Genomic DNA, 14,682 nt, shown 5'->3' with positions numbered 1-14,682 from the left:
CTTTTTTAGATTTTTCAATGCTGTTTTTACTGATTTCATTTTATTTCCTTAGTGGGAGTTATAAAGGTTTACGAAATAATCAATATAAAATCATAATCTATTATTTCAATGAATACAGTAAGTTATTTCCTATTACATCTAACCGCTTATATTCAACAAGCGGTCAATTTTCATCAAAAACTTACAAGTAAACTTATAAGCTAACTTACAAGCTTTCAGTTCCTTTTGCTTGAGTAAAAATAAAGCCACGCATTAACGTGGCTTGAGGAAATGATTATGCAGCAGCTTTATTGGTAAGAATTTTTGCAAGGTCTGTTTATAAGTTTTTCTTCACAATTTCTGTAATCTCTTTTGCGTATTTTTCAAAAACTTTTGATTCTTCATTAAAGAAAGCGTCGAACCATTTTTCTATTTGGGTCATAAAAAAATAATGAACGATACAGGAAACAATTAACGAAGTGATAAATGAGATAAATATTGTTTGCATTTTGGTTCTCTTTGAAAGTTATATTATGAAGTGCAGTTGTCAAATAAAAGGGGCGTAAGCCCTTTTTTATTTCCCTCTTTTGATTTGTCTTTCTACCTCTCTTTTCATCTTCCGCGGTAGACTATTAAATTCAATCGTGCGGGCAAGATCGATGTTGTTTTTGAGTGTAGTGTGCATTTGGGTAATCCGCTCATCTTTGTCTTTTACCATCTGCTTAAGCCGATGATTTTCTCGTAACAAGCGGTCGTTTTCGTGATGTAATTTGGCAAGGTTGCCTTTAAGATGCACGATCACACGTGCCTGTTTGGCGTATTTGTTGATGTAGTCCCGTAGGCATTTGCGGAGGGTGAAGGGGTTAAAAAGTAGGTACATAGCTTTCTCCAAGAAGGCAAGATTTTGCGACTTCAATGAGTAACTGGTATTCTCGTTTGATTCGTTCATTGTGAACTTTTGCTGATTTCGCTAAAAACTCATCGACCGTTCCACTAAAACAACCACGAGTGGCAAGTAATGAGCCATTTTTGGATTTATAAACGGTAAGTGTGCCTTGCTCTGTTCCCACTTTTGAAAACCAAACGAGATCGGAATTGCCATACACCTCAGCATCACCAGACACCTCAGCATTGCCAGACACCCGAGCATTGCCATACACCCAAGCATTACCATACACCCGAGCATTACCATACACCCGAACATCACCAGACACCCGAACATCACCAGACACCCGAGCATCACCATACACCTCAGCATCACCATACACCTCAGCATCACCAGACACCTCAGCATTGCCAGACACCCGAGCATTGCCAGACACCCGAGCATCACCATACACCCGAGCATTACCATACACCCGAGCATTACCATACACCCGAGCATCACCATACACCCGAGCATTACCAGACACCCGAGCATCACCATACACCTCAGCATTGCCAGACACCCGAGCATTGCCATACACCCAAGCATTGCCAGTATGAGCTAGGTTATCTTCTTTTTCGATATAGCCACCGAGAGAGCCTGCTACAACTACACCAAAATCAATAAGGGCTTTAATGCGGTAGAGTGTCTTTCCGTTTGGTGCAGTAATAGTATCGTCTTTAAGTAATTCGTATTTTTTCTGTGTCATTTTTAGTTTCCTTTAGGTACAAAAAAGCCCTCAAAACTGAGGGCGTGGGTTAATTCCCAATTCTTTTAAAATCTCACAATAGTGATTTACCTTACTAACAGATAAACGAGCATACATAGGCAGGTGCCCATCGTAATTTTCTCTATCGCCTTTGGGATATACTAAAATTCCAACTCGGGCTAATATATAAGAAAAGCACGCTTCTGTTGTGTAGCAACCTTGTAACTCTGCTAGTTTCACCTTTTCAAATTTATGTTTTAAGTGATAAACACTAAGCATTCCTGATTTGGTTTTGCAAGCGTTTAAACCAGATACTAGCGTTAGCATTGCTCTTTGTGATTCTTCAGACATCTTTTTAAATTGCTCTTCACCTATTTTAAGAGCACATCTTCTTTTGGAAGAAATTTGCATATTTTTTCCCTTGTTAGATTATAGAGTAATAAAAACGCCCTAATTAGCAGTTACTGAATGTTTAACCATTAAAACGGAATATCATCATCAAAATTATTGCCTTGTTGGCGTTCGTGATCGGTGTAGCCGTCCCATTCTTTTTGTTGAGATTGTTGTGGTTTTGGCTTACCCTGTGGCTCTTGTGCCCAGTTGTTACTGTTGCCACCTTGTGAACTGCCTAGCATTTGTAGCTGGTCGGCAATAATTTCGGTGGTGTAGCGGTCTTGTCCGTTTTGGTCTTGCCATTTGCGAGTACGGATTTTACCTTCAACGTACACTTGCGAGCCTTTTTTCAGATATTGCCCAATGATGTCGGCTAATTTGCGAAAAGCGATAATGTTATGCCATTCGGTATTCTGTTTTTTTTCGCCAGTCTGTTTATCCGTCCACTCCTCCGATGTTGCAACGCTAATCTTAGCGACTGGATCGCCGTTTGGCATTGTTCGCATTTCAGGATCGTTACCTAAACGTCCGACGATAATTACTTTGTTTACGCCTGCCATTGTTTACCCCTTATGTAATAATTCTTCAAATAGCTGTTCATAGTATGATTGAGCTAATGTTACTCGTTCTCTAATTTTCTCAATTAGTTCTTCATTACGTTCAATAACAACAGTTGTGATACGTTTTTGTTGAGGAATATCATTAACTAAATCCACATATTTGAAAGGATTTTCCCAAGAACTAAGTAATTCAACTGGCGTAGGGAATAAACAGAAATCTATATGAGCTTCTTCACATTCCCAAAGCCACATATAGCCTTGCATTTGCCAGTCATAACCAGCATTTTTAGCCTTATCTTTTGCTTCTTCATAAAAGAAAGGATGAGTACCAATATCCCAAGAGTTTTTTATATCAATAATTAAATTCGACTCTGGGACATAAATATCACATTCACCGCTGATAAATTCATTTTCTCGGCGTTCTGTATTTTTTTCTAAATCAAGGAAACGAACAGCACCAGCAAGTTCTATTCCTGCTTGTTCGCAAATATGACCTTTTTCAGTTTCTTTACTGCCTTCAAATTTTTGGAAACCAAACATATCGTATCGAAACATTTCACGTATGGCTGTTTTAGCTGTTTCGGATAATTCTTTCTTTTCCTTTTTAGACTTTCCTCGTGGTTCTGACATTATTTTACTTAATGAAGAACATCGAATTTTTAATTTATGATTCATTTACGCACCTTGGATAGTTTTCTTTTTATCGTCATAAATTGAAATAGCTTCTTTCAATTCTGCAGGGAAATCTTTTAGTTTTTCAACAATAGAACTTTTATATTTTTCAACTAGTTCTAATGTTTTGGCGGTAGTTATTGCAACTTTATAGCCGTTCAAAACTACTTGCGGATCTATACCATTTGATTGTTTTGTTTTCATTTTCTGTTTGCTGTCTTCTTTTATTGATTCATTTCCTTTGTTTTCATCAAGAACATCATTTTCGGAAATTTCAAGTGCAGCCATATACAAGTAACGACGTTGATAAGTTTGAACAGCACCAAGATTTTGAATTTCGTGACAGCCTTTTAACTGGGCGGTTGCCATTGGGCTAGTAAATGTAATTTTTTCATCGCTTTCACTATCGTGAATGGTTAGCGTTGCGATTTGCTCTGTAAAAGACACCACGCCACACAATTTCTTTTCAGCAAAGATTTCATTGATCGCTGGTAAGAAATCGCCTAATTCAAAATAGGTGTATTTACTAAATGTATTTGCCCCTGATTGTTTTACACCTCTTTGTTGTAATTCAACTCGGGCTTCTGCTAATTTGCTATAAATGCTCATTTTTTGTTATCCTCTGCCGTAGCAATTTGATTTCCAGTATTCGCAATCATCATCGTAAGGTTCAAAGTCATCATCAGGTTCGATGAAATCATCTTTATTGCTCTCTTGCTCTTCAAATTGCTCGTAATAATCCACGTCACTTTCACACTCACAAGGAGATCGTATTCTTCTTTTTTGCACTGTTATTCCTTGTAAAACGGTATACGGTCAATCTTTCGCTTTCCGATGTTCAACCGCTCAATTTTGCGGTTAACCAGCATAATGGCGTTGTTTTTCGCAAGCATTGGCGCGGTCGAGTGATACAGCTTTTTATCCAAAAACAGCGATGCAACATATCCCTTATCAGTTTGGTTTATCGTTACTTTGGCGTAACGTGGGCCATCGTCATAAATTTTATTTGGCATATATCCTCACTTGCAGTATTGGTCGCCATTGGTTTCTACTGTCCAAACATTACCGCCACGTTCACATTTGTATCGTTCCATTTGTACATAATCGTTGTAGTCCATCGTACCAACAATGCCCAATAATGCGGCAATAAAGACGATTGACAAGATTGATTTCATTCGTTTCATAGTCTTACCTCCCGCTCTGATTCATCAGAGTTTTTTAAATGCCTGTTCTAGGGGCTTCGTCGTGGTGTGCGACTGCTTTCTCGCTATACAGGCTAAACACAGGCTTTCGGCTATCGTTTGGGCGGTTAATTCGGGGCTTTTAATCCATCTTGTTGGGCGGTGGGTCTAATTGTCCACGCTATTACTAACCCTCACCATCGGGTAACTGCTTGCACGGTAGCTTTCTGCGAGTGTTCGTCCAAATTGTCTAAAACTCAAAACAGGTTAGGGAAAATTACCCTTTTAACGAGGGGTAAGCTCGCCTCTTGTTTGCCACAACTTCGAGGAATATAATGTTTTCGCCACAACTTAAAATTTATGAGGAAAACACCATGGAAGTTTTTGTAAAACTACTGAATACATTGGTAACTAAAATTTTGCTCAAGGACTTTACAATGTGGTTATTCTTCCTGCTTCTTTTCTACCTGTTTATGCCAGAGGCTCTTTCACAGTTTTTTATTGCAAGAACACCTGCTAATTTCCCCACTTGGCTTAGCTTAAATGACATAGCCATCTTACTTTTTTCACTGCTCAGCTTATTGGTTTGGCGTAGCCTAGTCGCTTTTCTGAAGAGTAAATTAAACAATGAGTGGGCATCTAAATCTAAAGCACACAAGCAGCTTTCAGCACTTTCATCTTTGGAATGGTCTGTGCTGATGACAGTTGCGTTAAATCGTGAGGTTCCTAATAACGATCCACGGGTTGTCCTTGCCGTTGAGAAATTACTTGATAAAAAGCTTATTTCTCTCAGTTGGGTAAGTGGGGTTTATGAACTTAATCCCGCAATTCGCGCTGCTGTTTTAGAACGAACCGAGCGCAATCTTCCCTAACCTGTTTCAAATTTTTAAAGAGCATGAACTGATTGTTGTCTGTCTTTCAGTTCGTTTGATGAGGTTATTATCACCAATTGTGATTTATAATTCAATAACAGATTGTGATTTATTTTGTAGAGAAATTTCATTTCGTGATTAAACGCTTGTTTTTACAAGGATTTTTAAATTTAGGAAAATGTTTGATTGCTTGTTTTTTGAACTATAAGCGGTGAGATTTGAAAGGAAATTTGTAAATTTGGGGATTTTAGGTAAAAGAAAACCGCCTCGGTGGGCGGTTTAGTATTAAAGGTTTTTAGCAAATTTAAGCAGCTGTTTATCTTCTTGCCAGTCAATATGCTGAATTTTAAACTTATCAAATGTGCGTTTAATGGTATTCAGAATATTGGTTTTACTTGCTGTGTCTGGCGTATCAAGTGCAAAAAGGATATTCTCTTTTTTCAATAGTTCTTCTTCATTTGCTCGATTGATTTTGGCTACCCAACTATCGCAATGTTCTATCATACTTGGACTTTCAAGCTGATCAAAGGCAAGTGGTTTAACGGCTTTGAGTATTTGCTTGTCATTTTGATTTTTTAGGGCAAGAGGCAAAGTGAATTTTGCCATTTCACCTTTCACGCTATGTTGCTTATAGTTGAGTAATATTTGGTCGTTATCTGCTTTAAATAAAGCTTTGTAATGCTTTAGTATAGTTTGTTCTTGGCTTTCTGATTTTACACCGGCATTTTGGATAAACTTTGTGTATAAGTTATTGATATAAACCTTCGGATCATCAACCATTCCCACAATCGCATTGCTGTATTGTACTATACCTTCTTTTACATCAACGTAGTGGTGGAAAAATGTTGCCATTTCTTGTGCAGTAAAATTAAATTGCTGATTAACAATATAATTAAGTTCATCGCTAATCGTGTCGTGTATGTTTTCAAATAATTTACTGCGATAAAAGAAATCATTCACTCTTTTGTTGTTTTTATTGACAAGACGGTAGGTCAGTTTTCTTTTTTCAGGTTCGCATATTAGCAAGCCAACATTGACAAACTCACCTGTTTCAAAGTATGGTCGATACCGTACAAAACTGTATAAAATAGGTTGTTTCATTTGATGTTGTCCCAGTAGTGTTCTTCTTTAATGCGATTCAAAATTGACTGAATTTTTCTGATTTTTGTTTCCATTTGTTGAAACGCCTCATCATCAAGCGGAAACCAATCGTCAGGAATGCTTTGGTAAATATGATCAAATTTAGTTAAGGTGTCAATGGCTTTTTGTGTAAAGGTCTCTTTATCTACCCAGTCTAATTCCCAATCGCGATTTTGTGGTGAAAAAATATGTTCGTTAAATATTGCGGTTTCGTCAAAAGCAAGGTTGTGATCGATAACAAGAATTTTTTGTTGCGTTTCATCAAATAGAAGATTGATATTACCTGTGCCAATTTGTGAGGCGGTTCTGTCAGAATTTAATATCCAGAGATCGAACATATAAAGTAGCTTTTGTTCTGGTTCAGAGAGGTAATTCACATTCTTTGCTTGAGCTGTTTTGGCAACTTTCGCATTTCTGATAAACGCAGAGCCAAATGCAGAGCCAGGTGGTAAGGCTGAACGCCATTGTGCTGAGACATATTGTGTTGATTTTTCTGTAATATCCACAAAGCAAAATTGAGGGCTAGGCAAGCCTATTTCGTGAGCCAACATAGAACCAATGACTTCTGCCAATAATTGTGCGATTGGCATCATTGCCGTGGTTTTTACCACAAACCACTGTTCATTTTCTGTTTGGCAAATAAAGGGCTGCGTAACCCCCATCTCCGTTCTTTCTCTAATCAAGGTAACTTTATTCATCATATCTACCTAATAAATTCAACTGCTATTTTAGTCTTCATCGTTAATTTCTTCGAACGAAATAAAGCGTGATTGTTTCAAAATAGCAGAAACCGCGTGAACACATTCTACTTCATTTTCTTGCAGGTTGAAGGGCTTATGATCGTGATTGATACTAGAGAAACGGTATTCGCCATCTCGCTTATATTCGAGAATTTTTATCATATATTGCCCGTCTACCGTACGAACAAGGACATCATCGCCATTACACACGCGCACCGAGGGCTCAATAAGCACATATTCGCCACTGTGGATACGAGGTTCCATACTCGAACCTCGCACGCTTAGGCAATAGGCTTGTGGGTCTTGGCTGAAAATACGCACATAGCCAGTATGCATTTCTTCTAGATAGATACGGTCTTCCCTCCCCATTGTAGCCTGTCCTACTACTGCAACAACGCCCTCTTTTGGTCTACCTACCACTTCGATTTCGTCTGTACTAAAAGCTAATACAGCAGGCTCTATTCCTAACACTTGCGAAATAATCGCAATATCTTCGAGGCTTGGCGTTCTACTATTGGTTTCATAGTTCGCAATGCGAGATTGTCCCCACTTCACATCTTCGCGTTTATCTGCTTTCGCACAGAGTTCAGCAAATTCTTTCTGTTTTACGCCTAGCTTTTCTCTAAAGGCTTTTAGTCTTTCTCCGACACTACTCATTTTGGTTCTCCTAGTTGACGATATAAATATATCACGGCTCGCAATACATAAACAAAACACTAAATGTGTTGATATAAAACACTAAATGTGATTTAATCAAATACTAAATAATCACAAATGAGGATGTTTCTATGAATAATCTTGCTGAAGCAAGGAAAAACATCGGTATTACACAGCTAGAGCTCGCTCAAAGCTTAGGGTGGAGGCAATCTAGGATCGCAAATTATGAAACAGGTAAACGCATTCCTTCTCTGTTGGATTCTAGAAAATTAGTAAAAGCATTAAATCAACACGGAGTGTCTTGCTCCCTCGATGATATTTTCCCATCACCCGAAGCATAGCGGAGGTATAACGCAATGGCACGCAAGGAATTAACGTTAGATGCAATGAAAATTGCAGACTCAATTCGGAATCAATCTGTAAGGGTTAAAGATTGCCACGTGGCAGAAGCGATTGGCGTAGATGCCGCCACAATTTGCCGATTTAAAGCAGAACATTTAGATAAGTTTTGTGCTTATTTGGATTATCTCGGCTTAACGGTTGTTGAGAAGGGATTAACTAATTTAAGCGATAGAGAACTTGATGCACTAAAACTCCTAGCGAGTAAAGGCATTGAGAATGTAGGCAAATAAAAAACCCCGTGCAGTAACACGGGTTCTATACAGGAATAAATCTTTAATGAAAGCGACAGAATTATTACCGATTACCGAAAAAAATGCAAGCTTAACGATGAGTAGCGTTGAGATTGCTCAGTTATGCGAAAAACGTCACGACCACGTTATGCGTGATGTGCGTTTAATGTTAGAAGAGCTTGAAATTCAATCTCCCCATTTTTGGGGAGATTACACCGACAGCAAGGGACGCACTTATCCGTGCTTTTACCTACCAAAAGACCTAACACTCACTTTGATTGCTGGCTACAACGTGAAACTGCGTAAACGCATTATCGACCGCTGGCAAGAGTTAGAAGCAAAACAAGCGGTGCAATTACCGCAGACTTTTGCGGAAGCCTTGCGTTTGGCAGCAGATTTGGAAGAGCAAAAACAAGCGTTGTTGTTGGAAAATCAGCGGATGAAACCGAAAGCGGCATTTGTTGAACACTATGTTGAAGTTGGTACAACCAAATCACTACGAGAAACCGCCAAGATTTTGAAAATGCCTGAAAAGGCAATGATTCAGCGCTTGGTAGAAGACCGTATTTTGTATCGTCAATCAAATAACTTGCTGCCTTATCAAAAATATCACGAGCGTGAGCTGTTTGCCGTTAAGACTGGCACAGCAGAACACGGTCACAATTTTACCCAAACCCGTGTAACCAGTAAGGGAATGGCATTTATCGCAAATCGTTACGCTTCGGAGTTGATGCAATGAGCAAATTTATCCCAAACAGTTTTCAAGTTCCAAATGCGGTAATTGATGAGTTGATGAGCGTTTTAAGTGGTGCAGAATTTAAGTGCTATATGCTAGTTGTCCGTCAAACTACTGGCTGGAATAAACAAAAAGATGCGGTCTCAATTTCGCAAATGATGGAAAAGTGCAGTTTAAGCAATAGAGGCGTTATAGACGCCTGTGAAAAACTTGTTGAGCTTGGACTTTTAACTAAATCGAAAGGCTTCAGAGGAATGAATGTTTTCTCGGTTAATTTTGACAAAGTTGCGACCTGTGAACTTACCTCACAAGTACCTGTGAACTCAGCTCACACACAAAATACCACTAAACAAAATACCAATACCAAAAATACTACCCTAACGGGTAGTAACGCACACGCACGCACGAAGGCGAAAAAATCTGATGATTTTGAGATTTTGGAAAAATTCGGCATTGATGGCGAACTAGCAACGGATTTTGTAAAACATCGCAAGGCGTTGAAATGCCCGATTACAGACACGGCGATAAAAGGCTTTGAGCGTGAGGCTGGCAAGGCAGGGATTTCTCTGTGTGAGGCGATCACGATTGCGATTGAGCGTGGTTGGAAAGGCTTCAAGGCAGATTGGCAATGGCGTGACGAGCAGCCTAGCTCGGGCATTGTTGCAAAAAATCCGCAACATTCGACCGCTTCTACCAAGCCAAACGCCCACGTTGGCTTTGCAGAGCGAGATTATGGCACGACAGACACGCCTGATTGGGCTAAGGACTTAGTATGAACCCTGAAGAAAAATTCCAAGAGGAACTCAAAAACCTTGAAAGCCGTTTGCAGGCAGCATTGCAAGGTTTCAAACCGTTAGATGGCTGTGTGACATCGGAATCGGTGGCAAGCTGTGAACATCACGGTAATTATCGCCAATGGGTACGCCGTTTTGATGCGATTGAACGGACGACCAGAACCGACTGCCCGCAATGTCTGCAAGGCGAGATTGCTCGGTTAAAACAGCGTGAAGCGGAGCGGAAAGCACGGATGCAAATGGGCTTGATTGCTGATTTGAAATATCACTCTGGCGTGCCAAAACGTTTTGAGCAAGCGAGCTTTGAGAACTACGAGCAGACGGAGGCGAACGCTAAAGCAAAACGATTCTGCCAAGCCTATGCGAACAAGTGGCAAGAGCGTAAGGCGAAAGGTGGTGGGCTGATTTTATGTGGTAAACCTGGTACGGGTAAGAACCATTTAGCTTGTGCGATTATCAATCACGTAATCGAGCAATACCAAGACGAAGCCTTGCTTACCACGGCGTTACGCATTGCCCGTAAAGTGAAATCCTCATGGAGCAAAAATGCGGAAGAGAGCGAAGAGCAAGTGATGCGAGCCTACATTGCTCCTAATTTGCTGGTAATTGATGAAATTGGGGTGCAGTTTGGGAGCGAAGCGGAAAAAATCATTTTGTTTGAAATCATCAATGAGCGTTACGAAGCGATGAAACCGACGATTTTAATCAGCAACCTATCACAACAAGAACTAGGAGCGTATGTGGGCGAGCGAATTGTTGACCGTATGCGAGAAGGTGGCGGTGCGATGATTGCGTTTGATTGGGAGAGTTATCGGAAATAATGCAACTTGAAATGCTCAAAATGGCAGGGGGAATGCTTGTTCCGCTGGATGATATGCAAGCCGAAGCCTTGATGAAGTTCAAGACGGGGGAGCAGTACCAAGTGGAGATTAAACAGGTTCGCAATCCTGCCTTTCATCGCAAGGTATTCGCTTTCTTCAAGTTCTGTTTTGACCATTGGGCAGCGGATAAAACCGAATGGCGATATTTTGATGAACGTACGCAGTTTGAGGCGTTTCGCAAAGATTTAACCATTTTGGCAGGGTTTAAGGACGTTTGCTGGAGCATTAACGCCAAAGAAGGTAAGCCCGTAGAAGCCAGATTTGTGGCGAAATCACTCTCTTACGGCAATATGGAGCAAGACGAATTTGAGCGGTGTTATTCCGCGTTAATCAATGCGGCAATGCAAAATATTTTTAAAGGTTGCAATGATGAGCGGATTTTAGACCGCTTGTATGCGTTTTTTTATTAAACAAAAACCGCCCCGTAGGGCGGTGTGGTTAGAATGAGCGGCGTAGTCTGGCGAGCTCAATGTTTTTTGCGGTTTGCTCTCGTGTATGCGTTTTTAGGATAACTTCTACATCATCAAGGGCGAATTGCATCTCTGAAACCAACTGATATTTGTAATCAGGTTTCGATGGTCGGAAGTATTCGATGTTTAATGTGTTGATGATGTCGTTCATCATCTTGCGGTATTGGTGGCAAAGTTCGCTTGCGTTTTTTGCCATATAGTAGAGGTTATCAAGCATTTGTACTTTGAGCGTGATTTCAAGCGGTCTGATTTCTTCCACGTTTTGCGAATAACTGCCTGTTTTGCGAATTTGGGGGAGGACTTCCGCTGTTACCCATTTTCTAAAGCGATGAGGAACTGAGCCTTTTTTAACGGCATCACGACAGCGAAGGATTAAGGTGTACATTCCGCTTTCAGAGACTACCGCCATCTCTTGCTTTCCGCCAAGGGTGTCGGTTAAAGCGACACCCTTTTCATCTTCATCTAATCTTTCGATTGCATCGCGATAGTTGGAGATGTTGATAGCATCGCAAAGATCTTTAGCAATAAACCAAGGTTCATTATTGATTGCGATTGTGCGGATTGATTGATTTTCGAAGTTGAAAGTTGAGATTTGATTAGACATAAGCCTACTCCTGTTTTGTTCTATGAAATTTGAAAGGGTTGCCAAGTGGTTCATAGTCCGTACAAGAGAACGGATGGACGTATTCCCTGAAGGTGTTGTATTAGTCGCCCACTCGGCATTGAATAAATTGTTAGAGCTGATATAGCAAAACACTATATAAGCTATATTGCAGGTATAAAAAATCACGCTTACGGTGGTGAATGTGAATACCGCTCTTGTAAATTTCCAGTAATTAGAGCTATGACCCTCTAAGAACTTGATAAATATCCTACGCCCAACAGAGGAGGTTGTCAAGCGTAGGGGGATTTACATTGCAAAAGCTGGCATTGCTTGCCATTGATTCGCTACTCGCACGTTCGCTAATGTTTGCTGAAAGCGTTTGTTGTGGTTGAGTTCCCATAAATCCACGGCAGTTTGTAGGTTCAGCCAAAATTCAGGGCTGGTACTGAACGCTTTCGAGAGTTTAACCGCCATTTCTAAGCTAATGCGAGTGTTGTTATTGATTAGGCTGCTGGCGGTGTTACGGTGTACGTCCAAAATTTGAGCTAAATCGCCTACTTTTAAGTTAAGTGGTTCTAAAAATTCTTCTAGTAGGATTTCGCCTACACTGGTTGGTTTGCGTTCTGTAATGTTCATTGTTCGTCCTTATAGTGCGTATGTATGTGGATCTAAAAATAAATCGGACAGTGTGCCGTTTTCAAATTTGAAAATCAGACGGTACTGTTTATTCACTCGAATGGAATAGATTTTATTCTCTTTCGGTTCGAGTAGTTCAAGGTGGTTAGCTGGTGGCACTCGTAAATCGTTGATGTTTTCGGCTGCGTTGATCATATCCAATTTGCGAGCAAGCACATTGGTTAGGTTCGCAGGAATTTTACTGTGGCTTTCGCCAAATTGGTAAAAGCGGTAGAGATAATCATCACGAAAGTGCGAGGCGGTTAGGTTAATCATAGTTTTTCATTGTGGTTGTGGATAACAATATTTTATATTAAACGATTGCACAATGCAACTATGCAGGAGGTGAAAGTGACAAATTTAAGAAAAGAAGCTAAAGGGCGTGATTGTATGGTACGTGTGGTTGGTGTTTGTAATGGCAATCCCGAAACGGTAGTACTGGCTCATTATCGTATAGGCGGATTAAACGGTATGGGTATGAAGCCTGATGATATTTTCGGGGCGTGGGCGTGTGAGCGGTGTCATTCGGCTGTAGATGGAAGGCTAAAAACTGAGTATACAAGAGATGAACTTAGGTTAGCTCATTGTGAGGGAATGATTAGAACGCAGCAACAACTTGTTAATGAAGGAAAAATAAAATGGTAGTCTCCTGGAAAAATAATTACATATTAGGCATAGGAAAGAAACAACAGTATAAACACATTAGGGCATTACGAGAGGCTGAGTTAAAGCATTTATCGGATGAGCTTTATTCTAACGGAGGGGTAACCATTTCAGATTACCCTAATTACATCATTATGCCTGATGGTGAAGTGTATTCTATGCTAAGCACTAAATTGACAAAACTAAAACCTGGGAAAAAAGCAAATGGTTATAGATTTGTTGGGTTAACTGACAAATTTGGGAATCGTAAATATGAAATGATTCATCGCCTTGTAGGTAAGGCATTTTTAAAGTGTAAATGTCCTAAATTTGGATTAGAAATAAATCATAAAGATGGGAATGTAGAAAACAATAAAGTGGATAACTTGGAATGGGTAACAGCCAAGCAGAACACAAAACATAGAATTAAAGTACTAAACAAGCCTAGTCGCTCAAAGAAATTAACTTCTAGTGATGTCAAATTGATTTTCGAATCTAATGAAAGTTATAAAAAAATTGGGGATAAGTTTGGGGTGTGTGCTCAAACTGTTTGTAATATTAAAAGAAAATCCAGCTATCTCATCGAATTGAGAGAGGTTGGTTTATTATGAGCAAACGCAAATTAGAACTCGCTTTACCGTTCCCGCCAAGTGTAAACCATTATTGGCGGCATACACGAGCAGGTAAGCATTACATTTCGGACGAGGGTAAGCGGTTTCAGTCGCAGGTGTTTATGCGGTGTATGGCGGAATTACCCTTTACGCAAGCGGTTGGAATTTCTGTAGAAGTTACAATGCCTGATAATCGGGCAAGAGACCTCGATAATTTGTGGAAGGTGCTGTTAGACAGTTTGTCGAAGGCGAAGATTATTGAAGATGACTGCTGGCAGAAAGTGCCAAGCATTGCGATGAAAGCGGTGGGCGTGAGTAAGGAAAATGCGGGTGTTGTGGTAACGATTGAGGAAGTGTGATGCAAATTGATGTAAAGCGTGTGTTGATGTTGTGGGGGGGCTATGTTCGATTTACGGATTGCAGGGGGTGTCCGACAATGCAGTCGTTTATGCGTGAGAGTCCTGAGATACGAACTCAGCGTAGATATTTGATGCGGTTAGATGATGAGACATTGGAGAAGGTGGATAAGCAGGTGCGGAAACTGAAAGAGAAAAATGAACAGCATTTTGACATTCTTTTCAGTCGTTATGTTTGTGGGTTGGACTATCGGCAGGCAGTGAAACGAGCTGGAATATCTAGTCGTACTTATGATGGGCAATTAGCTTTGGCTGAATATTTTGTTGAAGGTGCGTTGATTGGTGCAGAAATCAAAATTTTTGTGTAAAAAGTCTTGATTACCGCACGGTAAAACTATATCATTTATGGTAAGTTGCGGTTACAAGCATAGCTAATTCCGCAGAAGAATTTTA

General features: G+C 40.1%; 26 protein-coding genes. 11 read left to right on the top strand and 15 right to left on the bottom strand.

All coding sequences use genetic code 11. The annotated features are described in order from the left end of the window. Window positions 1-553: 553 nt before the first annotated feature. From B0184_RS10020 to B0184_RS10615, 9 genes are all read right to left on the bottom strand, one after another. Window positions 554-859, bottom strand: a complete 306-nt coding sequence (locus tag B0184_RS10020) for a hypothetical protein (protein WP_005710118.1) — start codon at window positions 857-859, stop codon at window positions 554-556. Next, a complete protein-coding gene (locus tag B0184_RS10015; protein ID WP_005710106.1) occupies window positions 843-1,613 on the bottom strand; it encodes a bactofilin family protein in 771 nt (256 codons plus the stop codon). Before B0184_RS10015 ends, B0184_RS10020 begins: the two co-directional genes overlap by 17 nt. A gap of 30 nt (window positions 1,614-1,643) precedes the next feature. Then, window positions 1,644-2,024: a hypothetical protein gene (locus B0184_RS10010; protein WP_039851678.1), complete on the bottom strand. Its 381-nt coding sequence runs from the start codon at window positions 2,022-2,024 to the stop codon at window positions 1,644-1,646. A gap of 68 nt (window positions 2,025-2,092) precedes the next feature. Further along, window positions 2,093-2,566, bottom strand: a complete 474-nt coding sequence (gene ssb, locus B0184_RS10005) for a single-stranded DNA-binding protein (protein ID WP_005710120.1) — start codon at window positions 2,564-2,566, stop codon at window positions 2,093-2,095. Between the two features lie 3 nt (window positions 2,567-2,569). Next, window positions 2,570-3,241 (bottom strand): hypothetical protein, encoded by a 672-nt coding sequence (locus B0184_RS10000; protein WP_039851677.1) that lies wholly within the window; start codon window positions 3,239-3,241, stop codon window positions 2,570-2,572. Next, on the bottom strand, window positions 3,242-3,847 hold the full coding sequence (locus B0184_RS09995) for an ERF family protein (RefSeq protein WP_005710098.1): 606 nt from the start codon (window positions 3,845-3,847) through the stop codon (window positions 3,242-3,244). 6 nt (window positions 3,848-3,853) lie between these two features. Then, entirely contained in the window at window positions 3,854-4,027 is a 174-nt protein-coding gene (locus tag B0184_RS10620) for a hypothetical protein (protein ID WP_167366797.1), read from the bottom strand. A gap of 2 nt (window positions 4,028-4,029) precedes the next feature. Then, window positions 4,030-4,251: a hypothetical protein gene (locus B0184_RS09990; protein WP_005710100.1), complete on the bottom strand. Its 222-nt coding sequence runs from the start codon at window positions 4,249-4,251 to the stop codon at window positions 4,030-4,032. Between the two features lie 6 nt (window positions 4,252-4,257). Further along, window positions 4,258-4,422 carry a hypothetical protein gene (locus B0184_RS10615; RefSeq protein WP_005710102.1) on the bottom strand — a complete coding sequence of 55 codons (165 nt, stop codon included), beginning with the start codon at window positions 4,420-4,422 and terminating at the stop codon, window positions 4,258-4,260. Between the two features lie 332 nt (window positions 4,423-4,754). On the opposite strand from B0184_RS10615, the gene B0184_RS09985 reads away from it, so the two are divergent. Then, complete coding sequence (locus B0184_RS09985; protein WP_005710116.1) at window positions 4,755-5,291, top strand: hypothetical protein; 537 nt, start codon at window positions 4,755-4,757, stop codon at window positions 5,289-5,291. A 285-nt stretch (window positions 5,292-5,576) separates the two neighbouring features. Here B0184_RS09985 and B0184_RS09980 read toward each other — a convergent pair whose 3' ends face one another. From B0184_RS09980 to B0184_RS09970, 3 genes are read right to left on the bottom strand one after another with little or no spacing between them, the layout of a single operon-like run. Beyond that, the gene (locus B0184_RS09980; protein WP_005710108.1) at window positions 5,577-6,392 is read right to left on the bottom strand and encodes a DUF3037 domain-containing protein; all 816 of its coding nucleotides are present in this window, start codon (window positions 6,390-6,392) and stop codon (window positions 5,577-5,579) included. After that, window positions 6,389-7,129 carry a HipA family kinase gene (locus B0184_RS09975; protein WP_005710124.1) on the bottom strand — a complete coding sequence of 247 codons (741 nt, stop codon included), beginning with the start codon at window positions 7,127-7,129 and terminating at the stop codon, window positions 6,389-6,391. Before B0184_RS09975 ends, B0184_RS09980 begins: the two co-directional genes overlap by 4 nt. A 30-nt stretch (window positions 7,130-7,159) precedes the next feature. After that, complete coding sequence (locus tag B0184_RS09970; protein ID WP_005710110.1) at window positions 7,160-7,828, bottom strand: LexA family transcriptional regulator; 669 nt, start codon at window positions 7,826-7,828, stop codon at window positions 7,160-7,162. 131 nt (window positions 7,829-7,959) lie between these two features. On the opposite strand from B0184_RS09970, the gene B0184_RS09965 reads away from it, so the two are divergent. The 6 genes from B0184_RS09965 to B0184_RS09940 are packed head-to-tail and all read left to right on the top strand — an operon-like array spanning window position 7,960 to window position 11,281. Continuing rightward, the gene (locus tag B0184_RS09965) at window positions 7,960-8,169 is read left to right on the top strand and encodes a helix-turn-helix transcriptional regulator (protein ID WP_039851676.1); all 210 of its coding nucleotides are present in this window, start codon (window positions 7,960-7,962) and stop codon (window positions 8,167-8,169) included. Between the two features lie 15 nt (window positions 8,170-8,184). Further along, a complete protein-coding gene (locus tag B0184_RS09960) occupies window positions 8,185-8,460 on the top strand; it encodes a hypothetical protein (protein ID WP_005710122.1) in 276 nt (91 codons plus the stop codon). A gap of 46 nt (window positions 8,461-8,506) precedes the next feature. After that, window positions 8,507-9,199 carry a phage antirepressor KilAC domain-containing protein gene (locus tag B0184_RS09955; RefSeq protein ID WP_244165763.1) on the top strand — a complete coding sequence of 231 codons (693 nt, stop codon included), beginning with the start codon at window positions 8,507-8,509 and terminating at the stop codon, window positions 9,197-9,199. Further along, on the top strand, window positions 9,196-9,972 hold the full coding sequence (locus B0184_RS09950) for a replication protein (RefSeq protein WP_078177687.1): 777 nt from the start codon (window positions 9,196-9,198) through the stop codon (window positions 9,970-9,972). Before B0184_RS09955 ends, B0184_RS09950 begins: the two co-directional genes overlap by 4 nt. Then, window positions 9,969-10,811: an ATP-binding protein gene (locus B0184_RS09945; RefSeq protein ID WP_078177686.1), complete on the top strand. Its 843-nt coding sequence runs from the start codon at window positions 9,969-9,971 to the stop codon at window positions 10,809-10,811. Before B0184_RS09950 ends, B0184_RS09945 begins: the two co-directional genes overlap by 4 nt. Continuing rightward, window positions 10,811-11,281 carry a DUF1367 family protein gene (locus B0184_RS09940; protein ID WP_005708140.1) on the top strand — a complete coding sequence of 157 codons (471 nt, stop codon included), beginning with the start codon at window positions 10,811-10,813 and terminating at the stop codon, window positions 11,279-11,281. The genes B0184_RS09945 and B0184_RS09940 overlap by 1 nt, the downstream gene beginning before the upstream one ends. 28 nt (window positions 11,282-11,309) lie before the next feature. Here the strand turns inward: B0184_RS09940 and B0184_RS09935 are convergent, their stop codons facing one another. The 3 genes from B0184_RS09935 to B0184_RS09925 form a co-directional block, all read right to left on the bottom strand. Then, window positions 11,310-11,945, bottom strand: coding sequence for a BRO-N domain-containing protein (locus B0184_RS09935; RefSeq protein WP_005708134.1), 636 nt, complete (start codon window positions 11,943-11,945; stop codon window positions 11,310-11,312). 306 nt (window positions 11,946-12,251) lie between these two features. Further along, window positions 12,252-12,575: a HigA family addiction module antitoxin gene (locus tag B0184_RS09930; protein WP_100208016.1), complete on the bottom strand. Its 324-nt coding sequence runs from the start codon at window positions 12,573-12,575 to the stop codon at window positions 12,252-12,254. Between the two features lie 15 nt (window positions 12,576-12,590). Next, on the bottom strand, window positions 12,591-12,896 hold the full coding sequence (locus tag B0184_RS09925) for a type II toxin-antitoxin system RelE/ParE family toxin (RefSeq protein WP_005705597.1): 306 nt from the start codon (window positions 12,894-12,896) through the stop codon (window positions 12,591-12,593). A gap of 75 nt (window positions 12,897-12,971) precedes the next feature. Here B0184_RS09925 and B0184_RS09920 point away from each other — a divergent pair, with 75 nt between their 5' ends. From B0184_RS09920 to B0184_RS09905, 4 genes are read left to right on the top strand one after another with little or no spacing between them, the layout of a single operon-like run. Next, window positions 12,972-13,265 (top strand): DUF1364 domain-containing protein, encoded by a 294-nt coding sequence (locus B0184_RS09920; protein ID WP_005708137.1) that lies wholly within the window; start codon window positions 12,972-12,974, stop codon window positions 13,263-13,265. Next, window positions 13,259-13,873, top strand: a complete 615-nt coding sequence (locus B0184_RS09915; protein WP_005708139.1) for an HNH endonuclease — start codon at window positions 13,259-13,261, stop codon at window positions 13,871-13,873. The genes B0184_RS09920 and B0184_RS09915 overlap by 7 nt, the downstream gene beginning before the upstream one ends. After that, entirely contained in the window at window positions 13,870-14,232 is a 363-nt protein-coding gene (locus tag B0184_RS09910) for a RusA family crossover junction endodeoxyribonuclease (protein ID WP_039851123.1), read from the top strand. The genes B0184_RS09915 and B0184_RS09910 overlap by 4 nt, the downstream gene beginning before the upstream one ends. Continuing rightward, entirely contained in the window at window positions 14,232-14,597 is a 366-nt protein-coding gene (locus tag B0184_RS09905) for an antiterminator Q family protein (RefSeq protein WP_039851124.1), read from the top strand. The genes B0184_RS09910 and B0184_RS09905 overlap by 1 nt, the downstream gene beginning before the upstream one ends. Window positions 14,598-14,682: the final 85 nt, after the last annotated feature.

The organism is Haemophilus paraphrohaemolyticus (assembly GCF_002015045.1).
GTDB lineage: Bacteria > Pseudomonadota > Gammaproteobacteria > Enterobacterales > Pasteurellaceae > Haemophilus_A > Haemophilus_A paraphrohaemolyticus.
The sequence above is the reverse complement of the archived record's forward strand: the minus strand, read 5'-3'. Positions and strand labels throughout refer to the sequence as shown.